Source organism: Curtobacterium sp. 1544, assembly GCF_040544915.1.
GTDB classification, from domain to species: Bacteria; Actinomycetota; Actinomycetes; order Actinomycetales; family Microbacteriaceae; genus Curtobacterium; species Curtobacterium pusillum_C.
Genome location: NZ_JBEPKX010000014.1, coordinates 55,943 through 75,832, shown reverse-complemented (window position 1 = coordinate 75,832; position 19,890 = coordinate 55,943). Strand labels below are relative to the sequence as shown.

Sequence of the window (19,890 nt, the reverse complement as noted above, 5' to 3'; positions counted from 1 at the left end):
CCGGGTCCGCTGACACGGAGCGTCCCGCACCTGTCGACACCTCTGTCCAGGCGCCCCTGCGCTGAGTTCATCTCGCCGGGAAGCGCCTGACGCCTTCGTCGGTCACGCATCTCGCATGCTCGATCATCGCCGTTCGTGGTGGTGGTCTCCGTGCAGCGGAATGCAGCCGCGAATGTCGGTGGTGGGTGGCACGCTCCTCGTACCGGAAGTCATTCACGAGCACCTTCGTGCGCATTCTCGCGCGGGGTGCGGAATGCATTCTCACGCATTCACCTCATGCCCGTGTGCCGGGCATTTCCGTCATACCCAGTTCCGTCCTGCCCGCGTGCGGGCGATTCCGTCATGCCCTGAAAGGGGACACCGTGTCCACGAAGACCACCACCATCCGCCCTCCCGATACCCGCGCGGTGCGCCGTCGGGTCTCGCTCTCCGACCGCATCGCGCTCCGCCTCGGGATGACCCTCATCATCTGGAGCCGTCGCACCCATCGTGTGCGACCGTCGGTCGACTTCGAGACGCGGCAGCGACTCGAACGCGAGCGACTCGACCGCGAAGCCCGCTGGCTCCTCCAGAGCGCCGCGATGCACCTCTGGCACTGAGCGCGCTCGCGCTGGCTCCGTCGCCACCTGCACGGTGCGCGGTTCCGCCCACGGTGCCCGGTTCTCCGGGTCCCACGGTGCGCGGAACCTCGCACCGTGCGGGGGCACGCCTCGTCTCCCGTACCGTTGTCGGGTGACCGAAACCGCTGCTGCACTCGTCGAACGCCTCACCGCCGTCGTCCCGGACTTCCCGTCGCCGGGGATCCTGTTCCGCGACGTCACGCCGGTGTTCTCCGACGCGGTCGCCTTCGGCCGGGTCTGCGAAGCACTCGCCGCGCCGTTCGCCGTCGGTGACGGGTTCGCCGCGGTCGCCGGCATCGAGGCCCGTGGCTTCGCCCTCGCCGGTGGCATCGCTGCGCAGCACCAGGTCGGCGTCCTGACCGTCCGCAAGGCCGGCAAGCTCCCCGGCGAGGTCCTCAGCGAGCAGTACGCACTGGAGTACGGCGAGGCCGAGCTCGAGCTCCGGCCCGGCCAGCTGCCCGCCGGTACCCGGGTGCTCGTGATCGACGACGTCCTCGCGACGGGTGGCACCGCGGCCGCCACCGTGACGCTGCTCGAACGCGCCGGGTACGAGGCGATCGGGTTCGCCGCGCTGCTCGAGCTCGACGGGCTCGCCGGGCGCGAGCGGCTCGAGTCACGCCTGCCCGTGCAGACGCTCGGCTCCGTGCCCGCCTGAGGCCCACCCGCGCACTAGTCTTGACGCACCATTTCGATCGAGGAGTCCCATCATCGTGACCGAGTCAGTCGCCGCAGCGCCGGAAGGTGCATCGCCGGATAACGCCGAGCCCGCAGCCGTGCCCCAGGCACCCGAGCCCCGCACCGCGACGACGACCACGACGGGCACCGAGCTCTTCGAGGGCGTCCGCGGCGTCGTGGCGATCCGGGTCGCCGGCGTGCTCAAGGACCTCACCGCGTCGGTCGACGCCGGTGACGTCGTCGAGCCGGTCACGCTCGACGAGCAGGACGGGCTCGACATCCTCCGTCACTCGGCCGCGCACGTGCTCGCGCAGGCCGTCCAGCAGATCAACCCCGACGCCAAGCTCGGCATCGGTCCGCCCGTCACCGACGGCTACTACTACGACTTCGACGTCGCCGAGCCCTTCACCCCGGAGGACCTCAAGGCGATCGAGAAGAACATGGACCGGATCATCCGGCAGGCCCAGCGCTTCCGTCGCGTGGTCGTGACGGACGAGGAAGCCCGCGAGCGCATGGCGGGGGAGCCCTACAAGCAGGAGCTCATCGGCCTCAAGGGTGCTGCCGACGCCGGTGACTCCGGCGAGAGCGTCGAGGTCGGTGCCGGCGAGCTGACGATCTACGAGAACGTCGACCCGAAGACGGGCGAGGTCGTGTGGGAGGACCTCTGCCGCGGACCGCACGTCCCGCACACCCGTTGGATCGGCAACGCGTCGAAGCTCATGCGCGTCGCCGCCGCGTACTGGCGCGGCTCCGAGAAGAACCCGCAGCTGCAGCGCATCTACGGCACGGCGTGGCCCGACAAGGAGCAGCTGAAGGCGCACCTCGAGCGGCTCGAAGAGGCCGCCAAGCGCGACCACCGTCGCCTCGGCGCCGAACTCGACCTGTTCTCGTTCCCGGACGAGATCGGCTCGGGTCTGGCGATCTTCCACCCGAAGGGCGGCATCATCCGCCGCGAGATGGAGGACTACTCCCGCCGTCGGCACGAGCAGGAGGGCTACTCGTTCGTCTACACGCCCCACATCACCAAGGGCGACCTGTTCGAGCAGTCAGGCCACCTCGGCTGGTACAAGGACGGCATGTTCCCGGCCATGCACATGGACGAGGCACGCGACGACGACGGCAACGTCACCCGCCAGGGCGCCGACTACTACCTCAAGCCGATGAACTGCCCGATGCACATCCTGGCGTACCGGTCGCAGGCGCGCTCGTACCGGGACCTGCCGCTGCGCATGTTCGAGTTCGGCACGGTCTACCGCAACGAGAAGTCCGGCGTGATCCACGGCCTCACCCGCGTCCGCGGCATGACCCAGGACGACGCCCACATCTTCACCACGCAGGAGAAGATGAAGGAGGAGCTCACCACGACCCTCGAGTTCGTGCTCTCGCTCCTGCGCGACTACGGCCTCGACGACTTCTACCTCGAGCTCTCCACGAAGGACCCGGAGAAGTACGTCGGCGACGACGAGGTCTGGGAGGTCGCGACGAACACCCTGCGCGAGGTCGCCGAGGAGTCCGGACTCGAGCTCGTGCCGGACCCCGCCGGCGCGGCGTTCTACGGTCCGAAGATCTCGGTGCAGGCCCGTGACGCCATCGGCCGCACCTGGCAGATGTCGACCGTGCAGCTCGACTTCAACCTGCCGGAGCGCTTCGGCCTGGAGTACGCGGCGGCCGACGGCACGCGCCAGCGCCCCGTGATGATCCACCGCGCCCTCTTCGGCTCGATCGAGCGGTTCTTCGGCGTCCTCACCGAGCACTACGCCGGCGCCTTCCCGGCCTGGCTCGCCCCCGTGCAGGTCGTGGCCATCCCCGTCGCGGCGGAGTACGGCGACTACCTCGACGAGGTCGTCGCGAAGCTCCGGTCGCACGGCGTCCGCGCCGAGGTCGACCACTCCGACGACCGCATGCAGAAGAAGATCCGCACGCACACGAAGCAGAAGGTGCCGTTCCAGCTCATCGCGGGCGGCGACGACCGCGACGCCGGAGCGGTCTCGTTCCGGTTCCGTGACGGCCGCCAGGACAACGGTGTGCCCGTGGACGAGGCGGTCGAGCGCATCCTGACGGCGATCCGCGAGCGCGCGCAGGTCTGATGTCCGACGAGCAGGACCCGCTGGTGATCCGGGACGCCGCCTCCGGCGCGGCGGTCCCGGACGCCTTCCAGCGGCTCTGGAACCCGCACCGGATGGCGTACATCGACGCCGGTCGCGCGGGACGTGGCCGCGGGCACGACGACGACTGCCCGTTCTGCGAGGCGCCGCACAAGTCCGACGAGGACGCCCTGATCGTCGCCCGCGGCGAGCACGCCTACGTCCTGCTCAACCTGTTCCCGTACAACAACGGGCACCTGCTGGTCTGCCCGTACCGGCACGTCCCGCTCTACGACGAGGCCACGCCGGACGAACTCCGCGAGATCGGCGAGCTCACCCAGACGGCGATGCGGGTCCTGCGCGCCGTGTCGCACTGCGACGGGTTCAACATCGGCATGAACCAGGGCGAGGTCGCCGGTGCGGGTGTGGCGGGGCACCTGCACCAGCACATCGTGCCCCGGTGGCAGTCCGACGCGAACTTCTTCCCGATCATCGCGCGGACGAAGTCGATGTCGCAGCTGCTCGGCGAGACCCGGCGTCTCGTCGCCGAGGGGTGGCCGGCAGACCACTAGACTGTCGGCATCATGAGCGACAGCAGCAGCACCCCGAGCACCCCCGGCACCTCGATCACCGGCTCCGACCGCGTCAAGCGCGGCCTCGCGGAGATGCTCAAGGGCGGCGTCATCATGGACGTCGTCGACGCCGAGCAGGCCCGCATCGCCGAGGAAGCCGGCGCCACCGCCGTCATGGCCCTCGAGCGCGTCCCGGCCGACATCCGCGCACAGGGCGGCGTCGCCCGCATGTCCGACCCGTCGATGATCGAGGAGATCATCGCCGCGGTGTCGATCCCCGTCATGGCGAAGGCCCGCATCGGCCACTTCGTCGAGGCACAGGTCCTGCAGGAGCTCGGTGTCGACTACATCGACGAGTCCGAGGTCCTCTCGCCCGCCGACTACGTCAACCACATCGACAAGTGGAACTTCACCACCCCCTTCGTCTGCGGTGCCACGAACCTGGGCGAGGCGCTCCGTCGCATCACCGAGGGCGCGGCCATGATCCGCTCCAAGGGCGAGGCCGGCACGGGTGACGTGTCCGAGGCCACGAAGCACATCCGCACGATCAACAAGGAGATCGCTGCCCTCCGGTACCTCAAGGAGGACGAGCTCTACGTCGCCGCGAAGGACCTGCAGGCGCCGTTCGACGTCGTCAAGGAGGTCGCACAGACCGGCAAGCTCCCGGTCGTGCTCTTCACGGCCGGTGGTGTCGCCACCCCGGCCGACGCCGCGATGATGATGCAGCTCGGCGCGGACGGCGTCTTCGTCGGCTCCGGCATCTTCAAGTCCGGCGACCCGGCAGCGCGTGCCGCGGCGATCGTCAAGGCCGTGACCTTCCACGACGACCCCAAGGTCATCGCCGAGGTGTCCCGCGGTCTGGGTGAGGCGATGGTCGGCATCAACGTCGCCGACGTCCCCGCCCCGCACCGCCTGGCCGAGCGCGGCTGGTGAGCGCGCGGCCCCGCATCGGGGTCCTCGCGCTGCAGGGCGACTTCCGTGAGCACATCGCCTCGTTGACGGAGCTCGGCGCCGAGGTGGTGCCACTGCGTCGCCCGGAGGAGATCGGCACGCTGCACGGCGTCGTCATCCCCGGCGGCGAGTCGAGCGTCATGGACAAGCTGTCCCGGGCGTTCGGCGTGGCCGTGCCCCTGTCCGCCGCGATCCAGGGCGGGCTCCCGACCTACGGCACCTGTGCGGGCATGATCATGCTGTCCTCCCGCATCGCGGCCGGCATCCCGGGCCAGCAGACGCTCGACGTGCTCGACACCACGGTCCGGCGGAACGCGTTCGGCAGCCAGAACGACTCCTTCGAGACCGACATCCCGATGCCGGCGCTCGGAGACGCTCCGGTGCACGCGGTGTTCATCCGTGCGCCGGTGGTCGAGCAGCACGGTCCCGGGGTCGACGTCCTCGGAGCCCTGCCGGACGGCCAGGTCGTCGCGGTGCAGCAGGGGAACGTCATCGCGAGCGCCTTCCACCCGGAGGTCGCGGGCGAAGACCGCTTCCACCGTCGCTTCCTCGAGCTCGTCCGCGCGGCCTGAGCCGCGTCGCGCACGCGCCACCGGACCACTTGTCCACAGGTCCAGCGCGGCGGAGGCGAGCCGTGCCTCCAGGCCGGTAAACTGATCCAGATTTTCCGCTAGACGCAAGGAGCACCGTGTCCGGGCATTCCAAGTGGGCAACGACCAAGCACAAGAAGGCGGTCATCGACCAGCGCCGTGCGAAGTCGTTCGCGAAGCTCATCAAGAACATCGAGGTCGCCGCGAAGATGGGCGGTGCCGACCTCTCCGGCAACCCGACCCTGGTCGACGCCGTGCAGAAGGCCAAGAAGACCTCGGTCCCCAACGACAACATCGACCGCGCCATCAAGCGCGGTGCCGGCCTGACCGGTGAGTCGATCGAGTACACGACGATCATGTACGAGGGCTACGGCCCGAACGGCGTCGCGATGCTCATCGAGTGTCTGACCGACAACAAGAACCGCGCCGCGGCCGAGGTCCGCACGGCGATGTCGCGCAACGGCGGCACCATGGCCGACCCGGGCAGCGTCGCGTACAACTTCGCCCGCAAGGGTGTCATCTCCGTGACCAAGACCGACGGTCTCGACGAGGACACCGTGATGACGGCCGTGCTGGACGCGGGTGTCGAGGACGTCATCGACCAGGGCGGTGGCTTCGAGGTCATCACCGAGGCGACCGACCTCGTCGCGGCCCGCACGGCGCTGCAGGACGCCGGCATCGACTACGACTCGGCCGACGCCGAGTTCGTGCCGGGGCTCAAGGTCCCGGTCGACGCCGAGACCGCGCGCAAGGTGTTCCGCCTGATCGACGCGCTCGAGGACAGCGACGACGTGCAGAACGTCTACTCGAACTTCGACATCCCCGCCGACGTCCAGGCCGAGCTCGACGAGGACGAGGACTAACCCGATGCTGCGCGTGCTCGGGGTGGACCCCGGGCTCACGCGGTGCGGCGTCGGCATCGTCGAGGTCGCACCGAACCGCCGCGCACGGCTCGTCCACGTGACGGTCGTGCGGACGCCGGCGGACATGGCGCTCGAGCAGCGGCTGCTCCGCATCGCCGACGGCATCGCGGCCGAGATCGACGAGCACCGCCCGGACGCGGTCGCCGTGGAGCGGGTCTTCGCCCAGGCGAACGTCCGGACGGTGATGGGCACGGCCCAGGCCGCGGGGCTCGCGCTGCACGCGGCGGCGGCCCGCGGGCTCCCCGTGGGCCTGCACACCCCGTCCGAGGTCAAGGCAGCGGTGACCGGGTACGGCAACGCCGACAAACGACAGGTCCAGACGATGATCGCGCGCGTGCTCGGCCTCGTCGAGGCCCCGAAGCCCGCCGACGCAGCCGACGCGCTCGCGCTGGCCGTGTGCCATGCCTGGAGGCTCGGATCACCCGACGCCGTCGGCTCGCGACCCACGAACCTCACCCCGGCGCAGCGCGCGTGGCGGGACGCGCAGGGCGGCACCGTCGACTCGCCGCTCGCGCGGGCCGCTGCTGCGGCCGCACGTCCGCAGCGTGGCTCCTCCGCTCCGTCGGTGGCCGGCCGTAGGCTCGGCGCATGATCGCGAGTCTCCGGGGCACCTGCATCGACGTCGCCGGATCGGCCGTCGTGGTCGAGGTAGGGGGAGTCGGGTACGCGGTCACGGTGACGCCCGCCCACGCCCTCACGATGCGACACGGTTCCGAGGTGTTCCTCCGCACGGCCATGATCGTGCGGGAAGACGAGCACCTGCTGTTCGGCTTCGAGTCCACCGACGCCCTGCAGGTGTTCGACCTGCTCCGGAGCGTGTCCGGGGTCGGACCGAAGTCCGCGATGGGCGTCCTCGCCCACATGGAGCCGGCACAGGTCGCGAACGCCGTCGCGAACGACGACGACGGCGCGTTCCGCAAGGTGTCCGGCATCGGCCCGAAGACTGCCAAGCTCATCATCGTCGCGCTGTCCGGCAAGCTCGCCGCGTTCGAGCAGGCACCCGTCGCCACGACGTCCCGTGGCACCACGGCCCACCCGGCCGCCGTCGACGTGGTCGCCGCCCTGGTCGGCCTGGGATGGCGTGAGGACGCGGCCCAGCGCGCCGTCGACGACACCATCGCCAACGAACCGGGTGCCGCCACCATGGGCACGCAGTCCCTGCTCCGTGCCGCGCTCGGTGCCCTCCGGCCCGCCGGAGCCGGCCGGTGAGCGGCATCACCGCCGCCGACGCCGAGTCGCAGGAAGAACTCGCGTTCGAGGGTGCGCTCCGCCCGAAGTCCCTCGACGAGTTCGTCGGCCAGCGCAAGGTCCGCGGCCAGCTCGACCTGCTGCTGAAGGCAGCGGCGCTGCAGGACCGCACGCCCGACCACATCCTGATGGCCGGGCCTCCCGGCCTCGGCAAGACCACGCTGGCGATGATCGTCGCGCACGAGTCGGGTCGACCGCTGCGGATGTCCAGCGGGCCGGCGATCCAGCACGCGGGTGACCTCGCCGCGGTGCTCTCGTCGCTGGTGCCGGGCGAGGTCCTCTTCATCGACGAGATCCACCGCATGGCGCGCTCGGCAGAGGAGATGCTCTACCTGGCGATGGAGGACTTCCGGATCGACGTGATGGTCGGCAAGGGCGCCGGTGCCACGAGCATCCCACTCGACCTCGCGCCGTTCACGCTCGTCGGCGCCACCACCCGGGCCGGTCTCCTGCCGAACCCACTCCGTGACCGCTTCGGCTTCACCGCGCACCTCGAGTTCTACGAGAAGGACGAACTCGAACAGGTGCTGATCCGTGCGGCGCACCTCCTCGAACTCGACATCGACCGGACGGCACTGCGGGAGATCGCCGGCCGCTCCCGTGGCACACCGCGCATCGCGAACCGCCTGCTCCGACGCGTCCGCGACTACGCGCTCGTGCACCGCACGACCGACGGGATGGCGGCGGTGCAGGGCGCACTCGACCTCTACGACGTCGACGAGCTCGGCCTCGACCGGTTGGACCGCGCGGTCGTCGAGACGATGCTCACCCGCTTCGACGGGGGTCCGGTCGGCCTGAACACCCTGGCGGTCTCGGTGGGCGAGGAATCCGAGACCATCGAATCGGTCGTCGAACCGTTCCTGGTCCGGGTCGGGCTCGTCACCCGGAGCCCCCGGGGCCGCATCGCCACGCCGCAGGCCTGGCGCCACTTCGGGATGACTCCGGGGCAGGGGAGCCTCGCGCAACCCGGGCTGTTCGACGACGACACCGACTGAGACGACCGCCGCCGCAGCACTCCGGGCGACATGCCACACACAGTCGCGTGCCCTAGACTGCTACGGCCCGAAACCGAAATACCAGAGAAGGCATCGCAATCATGGGTCAAGAAGTCATCCTCATCGTCATCGTCGTGGCGTTCGCGGCCTTCATGTTCTACAACAGCCGCAAGCGCAAGAAGCAGCAGTCCGAGCTCGCCACCAAGATGGTGCCGGGCGCGAAGGTCATGCTGTCCTTCGGCCTGTACGGCACGCTCCTGTCGGTCGACGACGAGAAGGTCACCGCCGACGTCGAGATCGCCCCGGGGACCGTCGTCACCGTCCACCGTCAGACCCTGTCGCGCGTCGTCGACGACACCGCGTCGGACATCCAGACCGCCACCACGCCGGAGGACGAGCCCAAGCCCGTCGCCGAGCTCAACGGTGAGCCGGTCTACGGTGAGCGCATCGAGTCCACCGAGACCGACGCCGACGCTGCGAAGCGCAAGACCGAAGACTGACACCTCGGCCGCCGGGTCCACCGATCCGGCGGCGACACCTGCCGTCGGTCTCCGCCGTCGGTCCTGACAGAAAGACGAGACGACCGGTGGCACGATCGACACCCGTCAAGAAGGCGATCCGCTCGCTCACCTGGTTGGTGATCCTGATGGCGGTCCTCGCCGGGTTGAACACCGCGGCATCGATCCTCGCCGGGACCACGAAGGACGACAGCGGCAAGTGGTTCGAAGGGGCCAGCTGGGTCCCTGAACTGGCACTCGACCTGCAGGGCGGCACGCAGCTGACCCTCGCGGCGCAGAACACCGAGGGCGGCTCGGTGACGCGGCAGCAGCTCGACCAGGCCGTCGAGATCATCCGTCAGCGCATCAACGCGACCGGTGTCTCGGAGTCGCAGATCAACACCCAGGGGACGAACAACATCGTCGTCTCCATCCCGGGCAAGCCGGACAAGGCGACGATCGACCGCATCGAGGCGGCGGCGAAGCTGACGTTCCGCCCGGTCCTGTACACCGAAGCCGCGACGAACACCTCCGTCGGCGACAAGGGCTCGGCGTCCGCGTCCCCGACCCCGTACTCGCCGCCGGCGTCCCTCGCCGCGACGCCCAGTGCGAAGCCGACGAACGCCAGTGACCTCAACTGGGTGACGCCCAAGCTGCAGGACCTGTACACGAACTACAACTGCTCGGCCCCGGACGACGTCACCACGGCGCCCGACGACGAGCCCCTCGTCACCTGCGACCAGGACGGTGCTGCGAAGTACATCCTCGGTCCGGTCGAGGTCTCCGGCTCGAACATCAGCAACGCGACCTCGGGCCTGGCGACGGACTCGCAGGGCACGTCCACCGGGCAGTGGGCCGTCAACCTGACGTTCGACGGCACCGGCTCGAAGGACTTCCGGACGGTGACGAACCGTCTCGTCTCGCTCACGCAGCCGCAGAACCAGTTCGCGATCGTCCTCGACGGCTCGGTCATCACCGCGCCGACGACGAACTCCGCGATCACCAACGGCAAGGCGCAGATCACCGGCTCGTTCACGGCCGACTCCGCGAAGACCCTCGCCGACCAGCTGAAGTACGGCGCGCTGCCGATCAACTTCCAGGTGCAGTCGAACGAGAACATCTCGGCGACGCTGGGTACGGCACAGCTCGTCGGCGGTCTCGTCGCCGGCCTGATCGGCCTCATCCTGGTGATCATCTACTCGGTCATCCAGTACCGGGCGCTGGCGTTCGTCACCGTGCTCTCGCTCGGTGTCGCGTTCGCCCTGACGTACCTCGTGATCGCGATCATGTCGTGGCGCGTCGACTACCGCCTGTCGTTGGCCGGTGTCGCGGGGTTGATCGTGGCGATCGGCATCACCGCGGACTCGTTCATCGTGTACTTCGAACGCATCAGGGACGAACTCCGCGACGGCCGTGCGCTCGAGAGCGCCGTCGAGTCCGGGTGGAAGCGTGCACTCCGCACGATCCTCGCGTCCGACTCGATCAACTTCCTCGCGGCGATCGTGCTCTACATCCTCGCGGTGAGCGACGTGAAGGGCTTCGCGTTCACGTTGCTGCTCACCACCCTGATCGACGTCGTCGTCGTGGTGCTGTTCACGCACCCGATGATGCAGCTCATCGCCCGCAGCCGGTTCTTCGGCGAGGGCCACCGGTTCAGCGGGCTCGATCCGTCGGCCCTGGGCGCCGTCTACCGCGGGCGGGCACAGTTCCGCGCGCCGGTCGTGGACGGCAAGCGTCAGCGCAGCGCCGGAGAGGCGCAGCGCCGACAGACCATCGCGGAGCGGAAGGCCCAGCAGGCCTCCGGCGAGAACGGCACGACGCCGGACGGGAAGGACGACTGATGGCCAGCTTCAGCCAGTTCGGTAGCGACCTCTACACGGGCAAGCGCTCGTACGACATCGTCGGTCGCCGCAAGACGTGGTACCTGGTCGCGATCATCGCCATCGTGATCTCCCTCGCGGTGCCGTGGCTCCGCGGCGGCTACCAGCTCGGCATCGAGTTCACCGGTGGGTCGGAGTTCTCGCTCTCCGACGTGCAGAACCTGGACCAGAGCATCGCCACGAAGACCGTCGAGGAGATCGTCCCCGAGGGTGTCCCGCGCGTCTCGCAGCTCGGCACGCACGGCATCCGCGTGCAGACCGGTCAGCTGACGGACCGCGAGACCACCGAGGTCCAGGACGCGCTCGCCAAGGCGTACGACGTCCCGGACAGCCAGGTCGCGGCGACCTTCATCGGCGCGACCTGGGGTGCCGACGTCCTCGCGCAGGCCATCCGGGGCCTCGTCATCTTCCTCGCGCTGGCCGCGGTGTTCATGGCGCTGTACTTCCGGACCTGGAAGATGTCCGTCTCCGCCATGGTGGCGCTGCTGCACGACCTCCTGATCACGGCCGGTGTCTACGGCATCGTCGGACTCGAGGTCACGCCCGCTGCGGTCATCGGCTTCCTGACGATCCTCGGGTACTCGCTGTACGACACCGTCGTGGTGTTCGACAAGGTGCGCGAGAACACCAGCCAGGAATCACACCGGACGTTCGTGCAGTCGGTGAACCTCGCGGTGAACCAGACGCTCGTCCGGTCGATCAACACGTCGGTCGTCGCGCTGCTGCCCGTCGCGGCGATCCTCTTCATCGGGTCGTACATCCTCGGGGCCGGGACGCTCCGCGACATCTCGCTCGCCCTGTTCATCGGCATCATCGTGGGCACGTACTCGACGATCTTCATCGCATCGCCGATGTACGCGCACCTGCGTGAGAACGAGCCCAAGGTGAAGCAGGCCGACGCGAAGAAGCAGGCTGCCGCTGCGAAGCGTCAGCGCGAGGTCGACGCGGCGGCGGGCGTCTGATGCCCGCCGAGATCCAGGACATCGACGTCGCCGAGGCACGTCGCCGTCTCGACGCCGGTGCACGCCTCTTCGACGTGCGTGAGCAGGGGGAGTGGGACGAGGTCCACGCTCCCGAGGCGACACTCGTGCCGATGTCCGAGCTGGTGGCGCGGTGGAAGGAGATCGACGGCGGCGACGAGCCGGCGATCATCGTCTGCCACTCGGGTGGGCGTTCCGCCCGGGTCGTCGCGGCGCTCGAGCAGTCCGGTGTCCCGGCGGTGAACCTGGTCGGCGGGATGGTCGCGTGGGAGCAGTCGGGCGCCCCCGTGGTGCGCGACGGCCAGTCGGACGCCGGCACCGCCACCGAGGCCGGCGCTGACGCCCAGGGCGAACCGCGTCACGAGCACTGACCGGGCACGCGTAGTCTTGTCGGATCGACTTCGGACCATGTCCACGGGAGGCGCATCATGACGGACACGCGTGCATCCATGCCCCAGGACGCCCCGGCTCCCACTCCGGCCGACGTCGCCAGCCGTCCTGGTTCGGCGTCCCGCCCGGCGAGCCCCGTCGGCCCGAACACCACCGGCAACCTCGGTTCGCTCCGGTCCCTGCTCCCGCGACTGTTCTCGCGGGCCCAGCCGGCAGGCGCCGTCGACACGCTCATCCGGACGGTGCGCTCGCACCACCCGAAGGCCGACGTCACCCTCATCGAGCGGGCGTACTCGGTGGCCGAGCGTGCGCACGACGGTCAGAAGCGCAAGTCCGGCGAACCGTACATCACGCACCCGGTCGCGGTCGCGCAGATCCTGGCCGACCTCGGCATCGGCCCGATCACGATCGCGGCGGCGCTCCTGCACGACACCGTGGAGGACACTGACTACCAGCTCGACCAGCTGCGGCACGACTTCGGTGACGAGATCGCGATGCTCGTCGACGGCGTCACGAAGCTCGACAAGGTCAAGTACGGCGACAGCGCCCAGGCCGAGACCGTCCGCAAGATGGTCATCGCGATGTCGAAGGACATCCGTGTCCTGGTGATCAAACTCGCCGACCGCCTGCACAACGCCCGGACGTGGGGCTTCGTCGAGTCCACCTCCGCCACGCGCAAGGCGAAGGAGACCCTCGAGATCTACGCGCCGCTCGCGCACCGTCTGGGCATCCAGATGATCAAGCTCGAGCTCGAGGACCTCTCGTTCGCGGTGCTGCACCCGAAGCTCTACGTCGAGATCGACAGCCTGGTCAAGGAGCGTCAGCCGAAGCGCGAGCAGTTCGTCCAGAACGTGATCGGCACGCTCAAGAAGGACCTCAAGGCCGCCAAGGTTCGCGGCGACGTGATGGGCCGTCCGAAGCAGTACTACTCGATCTACCAGAAGATGATCGTGCGCGGGCGTGAGTTCGACGAGATCTACGACCTGGTCGGCATCCGTGTGCTCGTGCCGACCGTGCGCGACTGCTACGCGATGCTGGGTTCGGTGCACGCACGGTGGACGCCACTGCCCGGGCGCTTCAAGGACTACATCGCGACGCCGAAGTTCAACCTCTACCAGTCGCTCCACACGACGGTCCTCGGTCCGCAGGGGCGTGCGGTCGAGATCCAGATCCGCACCCACGAGATGCACCAGCGTGCCGAGTTCGGTGTCGCCGCGCACTGGAAGTACAAGCAGCGCGCGGCCGGCCGTGACGTCGACACGTCGTCGGCGGACGACCAGGACATGGCCTGGCTCGCGCACATCACCGACTGGCAGGCGGAGACGAGCGACCCGGGGGAGTTCCTCGACTCGCTGCGCTACGAGATCGGCGCGAAGGAGACGTACGTCTTCACCCCGCAGGGCAAGGTCATCGGCCTGCCCTCCGGCGCGACCCCGGTCGACTTCGCCTACGCCGTGCACACCGAGATCGGGCACCGCACGATGGGCGCGAAGGTGAACGGTCGCCTGGTGCCCCTCGAGAGCTCGCTCTCCAGCGGCGACGTCGTCGAGATCTTCACCTCGAAGAACCCCGACTCCGGCCCGAGCCAGGACTGGCTGACCTTCGTCCGGAGCCCGCGGGCGCGGAACAAGATCAAGCAGTGGTTCACCAAGGAGCGCCGCGAAGAGGCGATCGAGCAGGGCCGCGACGCGATCGCGCGGGCGATGCGGAAGCAGAACCTGCCGCTGCAGCGCATCATGAGCCAGGACTCCATCTCCGAGGTCGCCTCGTCGATGCGGTACGACGACGTGTCTGCCCTGTACGCGGCCGTCGGCGAGGGCCACGTCTCGACGCAGTCCGTGATCGAGAAGGTCCTGGGGAACGTCCAGGCCGAGACCGAGTCGGACGAGCCCGAGCTCACGTTCCCGCGCCAAGTCACCAGCCGTCAGCTCCGCAACAGCGACAGCGGCGTTCTGGTGCGTGGTGCGCCGGACATCCTCGTCAAGCTCGCGAAGTGCTGCACGCCGGTGCCGGGGGACCAGATCGTCGGCTTCATCACCCGTGGTCAGGGCGTCTCGGTGCACCAGGCGTCGTGCACGAACGTGAAGTCGCTGATGAACGAGCCGGACCGCATGATCGAGGTCGAGTGGGCACCGTCGTCGAAGTCGGTCTTCCTCGTCCAGATCCAGATCGAGGCGCTGGATCGATCTGGACTCCTGAGCGACGTCACGCGGGTCCTGACGGAGTACCACGTGAACATCCTGTCGGCGACGGTCTCGACCTCGTCCGACCGGCTGGCGCTCAGCCGGTTCGTGTTCGAGATGGGCGACACCACCCACCTCGACCGAGTCCTCAACGCGGTCCGCCGGATCGACGCGGTCTACGACGTCTACCGCGTCAGCGCGGGCTGACGCTCAGCGCCCATCGACCGCTGCCGCGCCGGACTCCAGCAGCGCGCGGAGCCGTCGCGACGCCTGCCGGACCATCGGGATCGTCCCGAGGCCGCACAGGCGATCCTCGACCTCGGCGACGGTGACCGCGCCGATCGCGATCAGGCCCTGCACCGCCTCCGCCTCGGCGGTCCCGAACGTCCGTTCACCGGTGTTCGGCGTCCGCAGCAGGTCGATGGCGGTCCGCGACGGTGTGGTCACGCGGAGGGGGTCCAGCCGGACGAGGTCCGCCGGGTCGATGACGACTTCCCGCAGGAGCACCCCAGCGTCGACGTGCACCCGAGCCTGCGGCGAGATGGCGGCCTCGAGCGGGGTCGGTGGCCGCGAGGTCGCACCCCAGATCCACGCCGCGGTCCGCGTTCCGGCGATCAGACGGGCGTCCCGGAGCGTCCACGCCGCGGCGGCGGCTCGGAGCGACGGGGTCTGCGGCTCGACGGGGGAGGCCCAGCACGCCCCGACCGGGACGAGCTCGCCGGCGAGCACCGCGGCCCGCAGTTCGACCTCCGGCCAGTCGTCGCTGGTCACGAGGCGAGAGCGGGGCACCCGGACATCCTGCCCGAGCCCTGACTGCCCCGACGACCACCTGTGGAGAGCGCCGCATTCAGCCCAGCACGTCAGCGCAGCACGTCAGCGCAGGACGTCGGCGCGGTGCACGAGCGCGGCGGCACCGATGAGCGGACCGTCCTGCGAGAGTCCGGTCGGCACGATCCGCACCTTCGTGACGAAGCCGAACTCGACGCGCTCCGCCACCGCCTGGCGCGCGTACTCGAACAGGTCGGGCGTGACGTGCGAGAAGCCGCCGCCGATCGCCACGACCTCGAGGTCCACCAGGCTGGTGGCGGCGGCGATCGCCTGCCCGAGCGCGCGACCGCTCCGCTGCACCGCGGCGACCGCGATGGAATCCCCGGCGGCGTAGGCCGCCGACAGTTCCTCACCGGTGGACCCGGCGAAGCCCTGACGCTGCGCCCAGGCGACGGTCTTGGGGCCGCTGGCGATGGCTTCGAGGCAGCCGGTGCCCCCGCAGGCGCACGGGTCGTCGAACCCGCCGCACTCCACGTGGCCGATGTGTCCTGCGTTGCCGGTCGGCCCGCTGACGGTCCGGCCGTGCAGGATCAGGCCGCCGCCGACGCCCGTCGAGACGATCATGCCCATGACGTGGTCGGACCCCTGCGCCGCACCGACCCAGTGCTCGGCGAGGGTGATCGCCAGGCCGTCCATCCGGAGGGTCACGGGCACGCCCGCCGCCACGTGGGCCGCCACCCGGTCGCGGAGCGGGTAGCCGCGCCACACCGGCATGTTCAACGGCGACACGAGGCCGTGCTCCTCGTCGACGGGGCCGGCCGAGCCGATCCCCACGCCGACCAGGGTCGCGTCGGCGGGTAGTGCCGCGAGGGCCGCGGTCACGACCTCGTCGACCGCCGCCTGCAGTTCGTCCGAGGTGCGCCCGGGCCCGGTGGGGCTGCGGAACCGGGTGGCGGGCAGGACGACGCCGGCGTCGGTCACGAGGGCGGCTTCGACCTTCGTGCCGCCGAGGTCGACGGCGAGGGCGAGGGGGGCGGACTGCGGTGCGGTGGTGGACATGCTCGCTCCGATGCGGCGGTCTGGAGGCACGGTGCCGGTCGCGGACGCGGCGTCGCGTCCGGTGGGCGCCGGCCCCGTCGTGATGGGTCGGTTCGGGTGGTCCGGGGCGCGGGCCCCGTGGGTCAGTAGGACGTGGTGTCGTCGCCGAGCGCGGACGCCGCGCCCGTCTCCGCGCGGTGCGCGACCTCGTCGAGGATGCGGGCGGAGGCGCTCGTGCCGATGCGGTTCGCGCCGGCGCCGACCATCTCGAGGAGCGTGTCGAGGCCACGGACGCCGCCGGAGGCCTTCACGCCGGTGTCGGTGCCGACGGTCGCCCGCATGAGGGCGATGTGCTCCGCGGTCGCACCGCCGCCGGCGAACCCGGTGGAGGTCTTCACGAAGGCTGCGCCGGCGGACTGCGCGGCACGGGACGCGGCGACGATCTCGTCGTCGGTGAGGAACGCGGTCTCGAGGATGACCTTGACGACGGTGCTGCCGGCGGCGTCGACCACGGCGCGGACGTCGGCCTCGACGCGCTCCCAGTCGCCGGACTTCGCGGCGCCGATGTTCTGGACCATGTCGAGCTCGAACGCCCCGTCGGCCAGGGCCTGCAGCGACTCGGCGACCTTGGCCTCGGTCGACGTGGTGCCGTGCGGGAAGCCGATGACGGTTCCGACGCCGACACCGGTGCCGGCGAGGCGGGCGACCGCGTGGGCGACGTCGCTCGGGCGGACGCACACGCTGAACACGCGGTAGGCGGCGGCCTCGTCGAGCTGGGCGTCGACGGCCGATCGGGTCAGCTCGGGCTTGAGGATCGCGTGGTCGATGAGTGCACGCACTGCATCGGCGGTGACGTGCGGTTGGTCGACGGAGAACGCTGCATTGTCCACCCGGCAAGCCTACCCGGAGCCGAGCCGCGTACCGTGCCCCGCATGCACGTCCTCGTCACCGGCGCCACCGGCTACATCGGTGGCCGACTCGTCCCCCGTCTCCTCGAAGCAGGCCACACCGTCCGGGTGTTCGTCCGCAACCCCCGCAAGCTGCAGGACGTTCCCTGGCGCGACGACGTCGAGGTCGCCGAGGGCGACCTGCAGGATGCCGAAGCCGTCGGTTCCGCGGTCGACGGCGTCGAGGCGGTCTACTACCTGGCGCACGCGATGGGTGCCGACGGTGACTTCGAGCGGGCCGAGCGCCAGGCCGCCGAGACCATGGCGCACGAGGCGACGCAGGCCGGTGTCCGACGGTTCGTGTACCTCGGCGGGCTGCACCCGGACGGCGAGCTGTCGAAGCACCTCCGCAGCCGCAAGGAGGTCGGCGACGTCCTGCTGCACTCCGGAGTCCCGACCATCGCGTACCAGGCGGGTGTCGTCATCGGTTCCGGGAGCACCTCGTTCGAGATGATCCGGCACGTGACCGACGTCCTGCCGTGGATGCCCGCGCCACGCTGGGTCCGCAACCACATCCAGCCGATCGCGGTCCGCGACGTCCTGTACTACCTGGTCGAGGCGCTCACGATCCCGGCCGACGCGAACCGGACGTTCGACATCGGCGGACCGGACGTCCTCCGCTACGGCCAGATGCTCAACGGGTACGCAGTCGAGGCGAAGCTGCCCCAGCGAGCGATCTCCGTGCTCCCCGTCCTGACGCCGGGGCTCGCCGCGCACTGGTTCAACCTGGTCACGCCGATCCCGCGCAAGCTCGCCAAACCGATCATCGAGTCGCTGCAGTTCGAGTGCGTGCAGCGCGAGCACGACATCGACGACGTGGTGCCCCGGCCCGAGGGCGGACTGACGTCCTACCGCCGAGCTGTGCGTCTGGCCCTGACGAGGATGCGGACGGGCGAGGTGCAGACCAGCTGGCGCAACGCCACGCTCGCCGCCACCTCGGCCGACCCCCTGCCGAGCGACCCCGACTGGGCCGGCCACACCGTCTACGTCGACGACCGCAAGCGGCACTCGTCCGCCAGCGCCGAGGACGTCTGGCGGGTCGTCGAGTCCATCGGCGGCGAGAACGGCTGGTACTCCTTCCCGCTTGCGTGGGTCGCCCGAGGCTGGATGGACAAGCTCGCCGGGGGAGTCGGCCTGAACCGGGGCCGACGGGACCCGCAGCGGCTCGAGCAGGGCGACGCGCTCGACTGGTGGCGCGTCGAGCGTCTCGAGCGGGGCCGGTACCTCCGTCTCCGCGCCGAGTTCAAGTCGCCCGGCCGGGCCTGGCTCGAGATGACCGTCACCCCGGCCGACGACGGCGGCAGCGACTACCACCAGCGGGCGATCTACTTCCCGCAGGGACTCGCGGGGCGCCTGTACTGGTACTCGATCCTGCCCTTCCACGGGGTGATCTTCCCCGGCATGGTGGAGCGCATCTCGGCCGCCGCGGAACGCGAGTCCGAGCACACCGAGTCGACGGGGCGGAACTGGACCCAGCAGAATGGGAAGCCGGAACCGGCACACGAGGAGGCAGCATGAGCGCGGAACACACCGGCGTCCTGTTCCTGGGCGACAGCATCACCGAGCAGGGGTCCTGGGATGCCTGGCTCCCCGACGAGCGGACGATCAACCAGGGCATCGGCGGGGACACCACCGACGGCGTCCTCGCGCGACTCGACGCGGTGATCGCGGAGCAGCCCGAGGTGATCGTCCTGCTCATCGGCACGAACGACTTCGGCAACCACCGCGCGAGCGTCGAACACGTGGTGCGGGGCGTGGAGTCCGTCCTCGTGACGCTCCGCCGCGAGCTCCCGGGCGTCCGGCTGCTGCTCGTGTCGATCCTCCCGCGGCAGGCCGACTACACGGCGAAGATCGAGGAGGCGAACCGGCACCTCCGGCAGTTCGTCGCCACGTGCCACGCGCAGTACCTCGACGCCTGGCCCGCGTTGGCGGACGGCGACCACCTCGACGAGCGCTTCACCGAGGACGGCCTGCACCTCACCGACGAGGGCTACCGCGCCTACGTCGCCGAACTGGTGCCGGCCCTCGAGCGGGTGCGCGGCCTGCCGCCGATGTCCCGCTCGATTCAGGCGATCGACCTCGACGGGGCCACCGCCTGATGGCAGCGCGGAAGGGGCGGCCCGCCGCGGGTTCGTCGCTGCAGGGCGTGCCCGCTTCGACCGCGACGAGCACGCCGAAGGTCTCCGGGAAGAAGGAGACACCGCCGTTCACCCGGCCCGCGCTCGCCCCCTCGCTCATCGCGGCGATGCTGCTGCTCGCGTGCGTCGCCGTCATCGACTCGTCCGCGTTCGTGTTCGCGCGGTGGGGAGTCGCCGTGCTCGCCCTGATCGTCCTGGTGTTCGCCGTCCGCGGCCGGACCTGGTGGGCCGCAGCCGTCATGGCGGCCGTCGCCGTCTGCTGGAACCCGATCGCCGTCGTGCCGATCCCGGGCGAGGTGTGGGCAGCGCTGCAGATCGTCGCCGCCGCACTGTTCGTCGTCGTCGGCATCGTCGTCAAGGTGCCGCGCGAGACGGAGCCGACCCGCGCCTCCAGGCCGTAGCGGAGCCGAC

General features: G+C 70.1%; 21 protein-coding genes. 18 read left to right on the top strand and 3 right to left on the bottom strand.

Annotated features, from left to right (window positions below):
- Window positions 1–362: 362 nt before the first annotated feature.
- From ABIC61_RS10315 to ABIC61_RS10245, 15 genes are all read left to right on the top strand, one after another.
- The gene (locus ABIC61_RS10315) at window positions 363–599 is read left to right on the top strand and encodes a hypothetical protein (RefSeq protein ID WP_354029822.1); all 237 of its coding nucleotides are present in this window, start codon (window positions 363–365) and stop codon (window positions 597–599) included.
- Between the two features lie 133 nt (window positions 600–732).
- Window positions 733–1,275 (top strand): adenine phosphoribosyltransferase, encoded by a 543-nt coding sequence (locus ABIC61_RS10310; RefSeq protein WP_354029821.1) that lies wholly within the window; start codon window positions 733–735, stop codon window positions 1,273–1,275.
- A gap of 118 nt (window positions 1,276–1,393) precedes the next feature.
- A complete protein-coding gene (gene thrS / locus ABIC61_RS10305) occupies window positions 1,394–3,382 on the top strand; it encodes a threonine--tRNA ligase (protein WP_354029837.1) in 1,989 nt (662 codons plus the stop codon).
- Window positions 3,382–3,951: an HIT family protein gene (locus ABIC61_RS10300; protein WP_144749891.1), complete on the top strand. Its 570-nt coding sequence runs from the start codon at window positions 3,382–3,384 to the stop codon at window positions 3,949–3,951. The genes thrS and ABIC61_RS10300 overlap by 1 nt, the downstream gene beginning before the upstream one ends.
- Before the next feature lie 12 nt (window positions 3,952–3,963).
- Window positions 3,964–4,884 (top strand): pyridoxal 5'-phosphate synthase lyase subunit PdxS, encoded by a 921-nt coding sequence (gene pdxS, locus ABIC61_RS10295; RefSeq protein ID WP_144749888.1) that lies wholly within the window; start codon window positions 3,964–3,966, stop codon window positions 4,882–4,884.
- Window positions 4,878–5,474 carry a pyridoxal 5'-phosphate synthase glutaminase subunit PdxT gene (gene pdxT, locus ABIC61_RS10290; protein WP_502908799.1) on the top strand — a complete coding sequence of 199 codons (597 nt, stop codon included), beginning with the start codon at window positions 4,878–4,880 and terminating at the stop codon, window positions 5,472–5,474. Before pdxS ends, pdxT begins: the two co-directional genes overlap by 7 nt.
- A gap of 116 nt (window positions 5,475–5,590) precedes the next feature.
- Window positions 5,591–6,355 carry a YebC/PmpR family DNA-binding transcriptional regulator gene (locus tag ABIC61_RS10285; RefSeq protein ID WP_097179122.1) on the top strand — a complete coding sequence of 255 codons (765 nt, stop codon included), beginning with the start codon at window positions 5,591–5,593 and terminating at the stop codon, window positions 6,353–6,355.
- A gap of 7 nt (window positions 6,356–6,362) precedes the next feature.
- Window positions 6,363–7,007: a crossover junction endodeoxyribonuclease RuvC gene (ruvC, locus tag ABIC61_RS10280; RefSeq protein WP_354029836.1), complete on the top strand. Its 645-nt coding sequence runs from the start codon at window positions 6,363–6,365 to the stop codon at window positions 7,005–7,007.
- Window positions 7,004–7,624, top strand: coding sequence for a Holliday junction branch migration protein RuvA (gene ruvA, locus ABIC61_RS10275; protein ID WP_354029819.1), 621 nt, complete (start codon window positions 7,004–7,006; stop codon window positions 7,622–7,624). The genes ruvC and ruvA overlap by 4 nt, the downstream gene beginning before the upstream one ends.
- Window positions 7,621–8,658 carry a Holliday junction branch migration DNA helicase RuvB gene (ruvB, locus tag ABIC61_RS10270; protein WP_144749880.1) on the top strand — a complete coding sequence of 346 codons (1,038 nt, stop codon included), beginning with the start codon at window positions 7,621–7,623 and terminating at the stop codon, window positions 8,656–8,658. The genes ruvA and ruvB overlap by 4 nt, the downstream gene beginning before the upstream one ends.
- Window positions 8,659–8,759: 101 nt before the next feature.
- The gene (locus ABIC61_RS10265; RefSeq protein ID WP_144749878.1) at window positions 8,760–9,158 is read left to right on the top strand and encodes a preprotein translocase subunit YajC; all 399 of its coding nucleotides are present in this window, start codon (window positions 8,760–8,762) and stop codon (window positions 9,156–9,158) included.
- Between the two features lie 86 nt (window positions 9,159–9,244).
- A complete protein-coding gene (secD, locus tag ABIC61_RS10260; RefSeq protein ID WP_354029818.1) occupies window positions 9,245–10,996 on the top strand; it encodes a protein translocase subunit SecD in 1,752 nt (583 codons plus the stop codon).
- Complete coding sequence (gene secF / locus ABIC61_RS10255) at window positions 10,996–11,997, top strand: protein translocase subunit SecF (RefSeq protein WP_144749874.1); 1,002 nt, start codon at window positions 10,996–10,998, stop codon at window positions 11,995–11,997. The genes secD and secF overlap by 1 nt, the downstream gene beginning before the upstream one ends.
- Window positions 11,997–12,386 (top strand): rhodanese-like domain-containing protein, encoded by a 390-nt coding sequence (locus tag ABIC61_RS10250; protein ID WP_354029817.1) that lies wholly within the window; start codon window positions 11,997–11,999, stop codon window positions 12,384–12,386. Before secF ends, ABIC61_RS10250 begins: the two co-directional genes overlap by 1 nt.
- Window positions 12,387–12,443: 57 nt before the next feature.
- Window positions 12,444–14,795, top strand: a complete 2,352-nt coding sequence (locus ABIC61_RS10245; protein WP_354029816.1) for a RelA/SpoT family protein — start codon at window positions 12,444–12,446, stop codon at window positions 14,793–14,795.
- 3 nt (window positions 14,796–14,798) lie between these two features.
- Here ABIC61_RS10245 and ABIC61_RS10240 read toward each other — a convergent pair whose 3' ends face one another.
- The 3 genes from ABIC61_RS10240 to deoC all read right to left on the bottom strand — a co-directional run bounded on the left by ABIC61_RS10240 (window position 14,799) and on the right by deoC (window position 17,284).
- Window positions 14,799–15,377, bottom strand: coding sequence for a type IV toxin-antitoxin system AbiEi family antitoxin (locus ABIC61_RS10240; protein WP_354029815.1), 579 nt, complete (start codon window positions 15,375–15,377; stop codon window positions 14,799–14,801).
- A gap of 84 nt (window positions 15,378–15,461) precedes the next feature.
- Window positions 15,462–16,415 carry an ROK family protein gene (locus ABIC61_RS10235; RefSeq protein WP_354029814.1) on the bottom strand — a complete coding sequence of 318 codons (954 nt, stop codon included), beginning with the start codon at window positions 16,413–16,415 and terminating at the stop codon, window positions 15,462–15,464.
- 122 nt (window positions 16,416–16,537) lie between these two features.
- On the bottom strand, window positions 16,538–17,284 hold the full coding sequence (gene deoC / locus ABIC61_RS10230) for a deoxyribose-phosphate aldolase (protein WP_354029813.1): 747 nt from the start codon (window positions 17,282–17,284) through the stop codon (window positions 16,538–16,540).
- Window positions 17,285–17,326: 42 nt separating this feature from the next.
- Here deoC and ABIC61_RS10225 point away from each other — a divergent pair, with 42 nt between their 5' ends.
- From ABIC61_RS10225 to ABIC61_RS10215, 3 genes are read left to right on the top strand one after another with little or no spacing between them, the layout of a single operon-like run.
- Window positions 17,327–18,859 (top strand): SDR family oxidoreductase, encoded by a 1,533-nt coding sequence (locus ABIC61_RS10225; protein ID WP_354029812.1) that lies wholly within the window; start codon window positions 17,327–17,329, stop codon window positions 18,857–18,859.
- Window positions 18,856–19,440: a GDSL-type esterase/lipase family protein gene (locus ABIC61_RS10220; RefSeq protein ID WP_354029811.1), complete on the top strand. Its 585-nt coding sequence runs from the start codon at window positions 18,856–18,858 to the stop codon at window positions 19,438–19,440. Before ABIC61_RS10225 ends, ABIC61_RS10220 begins: the two co-directional genes overlap by 4 nt.
- Window positions 19,440–19,880, top strand: coding sequence for a DUF6804 family protein (locus tag ABIC61_RS10215; RefSeq protein ID WP_354029810.1), 441 nt, complete (start codon window positions 19,440–19,442; stop codon window positions 19,878–19,880). Before ABIC61_RS10220 ends, ABIC61_RS10215 begins: the two co-directional genes overlap by 1 nt.
- Window positions 19,881–19,890 lie beyond the last annotated feature (10 nt).

Bases quoted from the DNA above. Each gene is read 5' to 3' on its own strand.
- ABIC61_RS10215 (WP_354029810.1), top strand. From the start codon at position 19,440: ATGGCAGCGCGGAAGGGGCGGCCCGCCGCGGGTTCGTCGCTGCAGGGC.
- ABIC61_RS10235 (WP_354029814.1), bottom strand. From the start codon at position 16,415: ATGTCCACCACCGCACCGCAGTCCGCCCCCCTCGCCCTCGCCGTCGAC.
- ABIC61_RS10220 (WP_354029811.1), top strand. From the start codon at position 18,856: ATGAGCGCGGAACACACCGGCGTCCTGTTCCTGGGCGACAGCATCACC.
- pdxS (WP_144749888.1), top strand. From the start codon at position 3,964: ATGAGCGACAGCAGCAGCACCCCGAGCACCCCCGGCACCTCGATCACC.
- ABIC61_RS10265 (WP_144749878.1), top strand. From the start codon at position 8,760: ATGGGTCAAGAAGTCATCCTCATCGTCATCGTCGTGGCGTTCGCGGCC.
- ABIC61_RS10225 (WP_354029812.1), top strand. From the start codon at position 17,327: ATGCACGTCCTCGTCACCGGCGCCACCGGCTACATCGGTGGCCGACTC.
- ABIC61_RS10245 (WP_354029816.1), top strand. From the start codon at position 12,444: ATGACGGACACGCGTGCATCCATGCCCCAGGACGCCCCGGCTCCCACT.
- ABIC61_RS10300 (WP_144749891.1), top strand. From the start codon at position 3,382: ATGTCCGACGAGCAGGACCCGCTGGTGATCCGGGACGCCGCCTCCGGC.
- ABIC61_RS10250 (WP_354029817.1), top strand. From the start codon at position 11,997: ATGCCCGCCGAGATCCAGGACATCGACGTCGCCGAGGCACGTCGCCGT.
- secF (WP_144749874.1), top strand. From the start codon at position 10,996: ATGGCCAGCTTCAGCCAGTTCGGTAGCGACCTCTACACGGGCAAGCGC.
- ruvA (WP_354029819.1), top strand. From the start codon at position 7,004: ATGATCGCGAGTCTCCGGGGCACCTGCATCGACGTCGCCGGATCGGCC.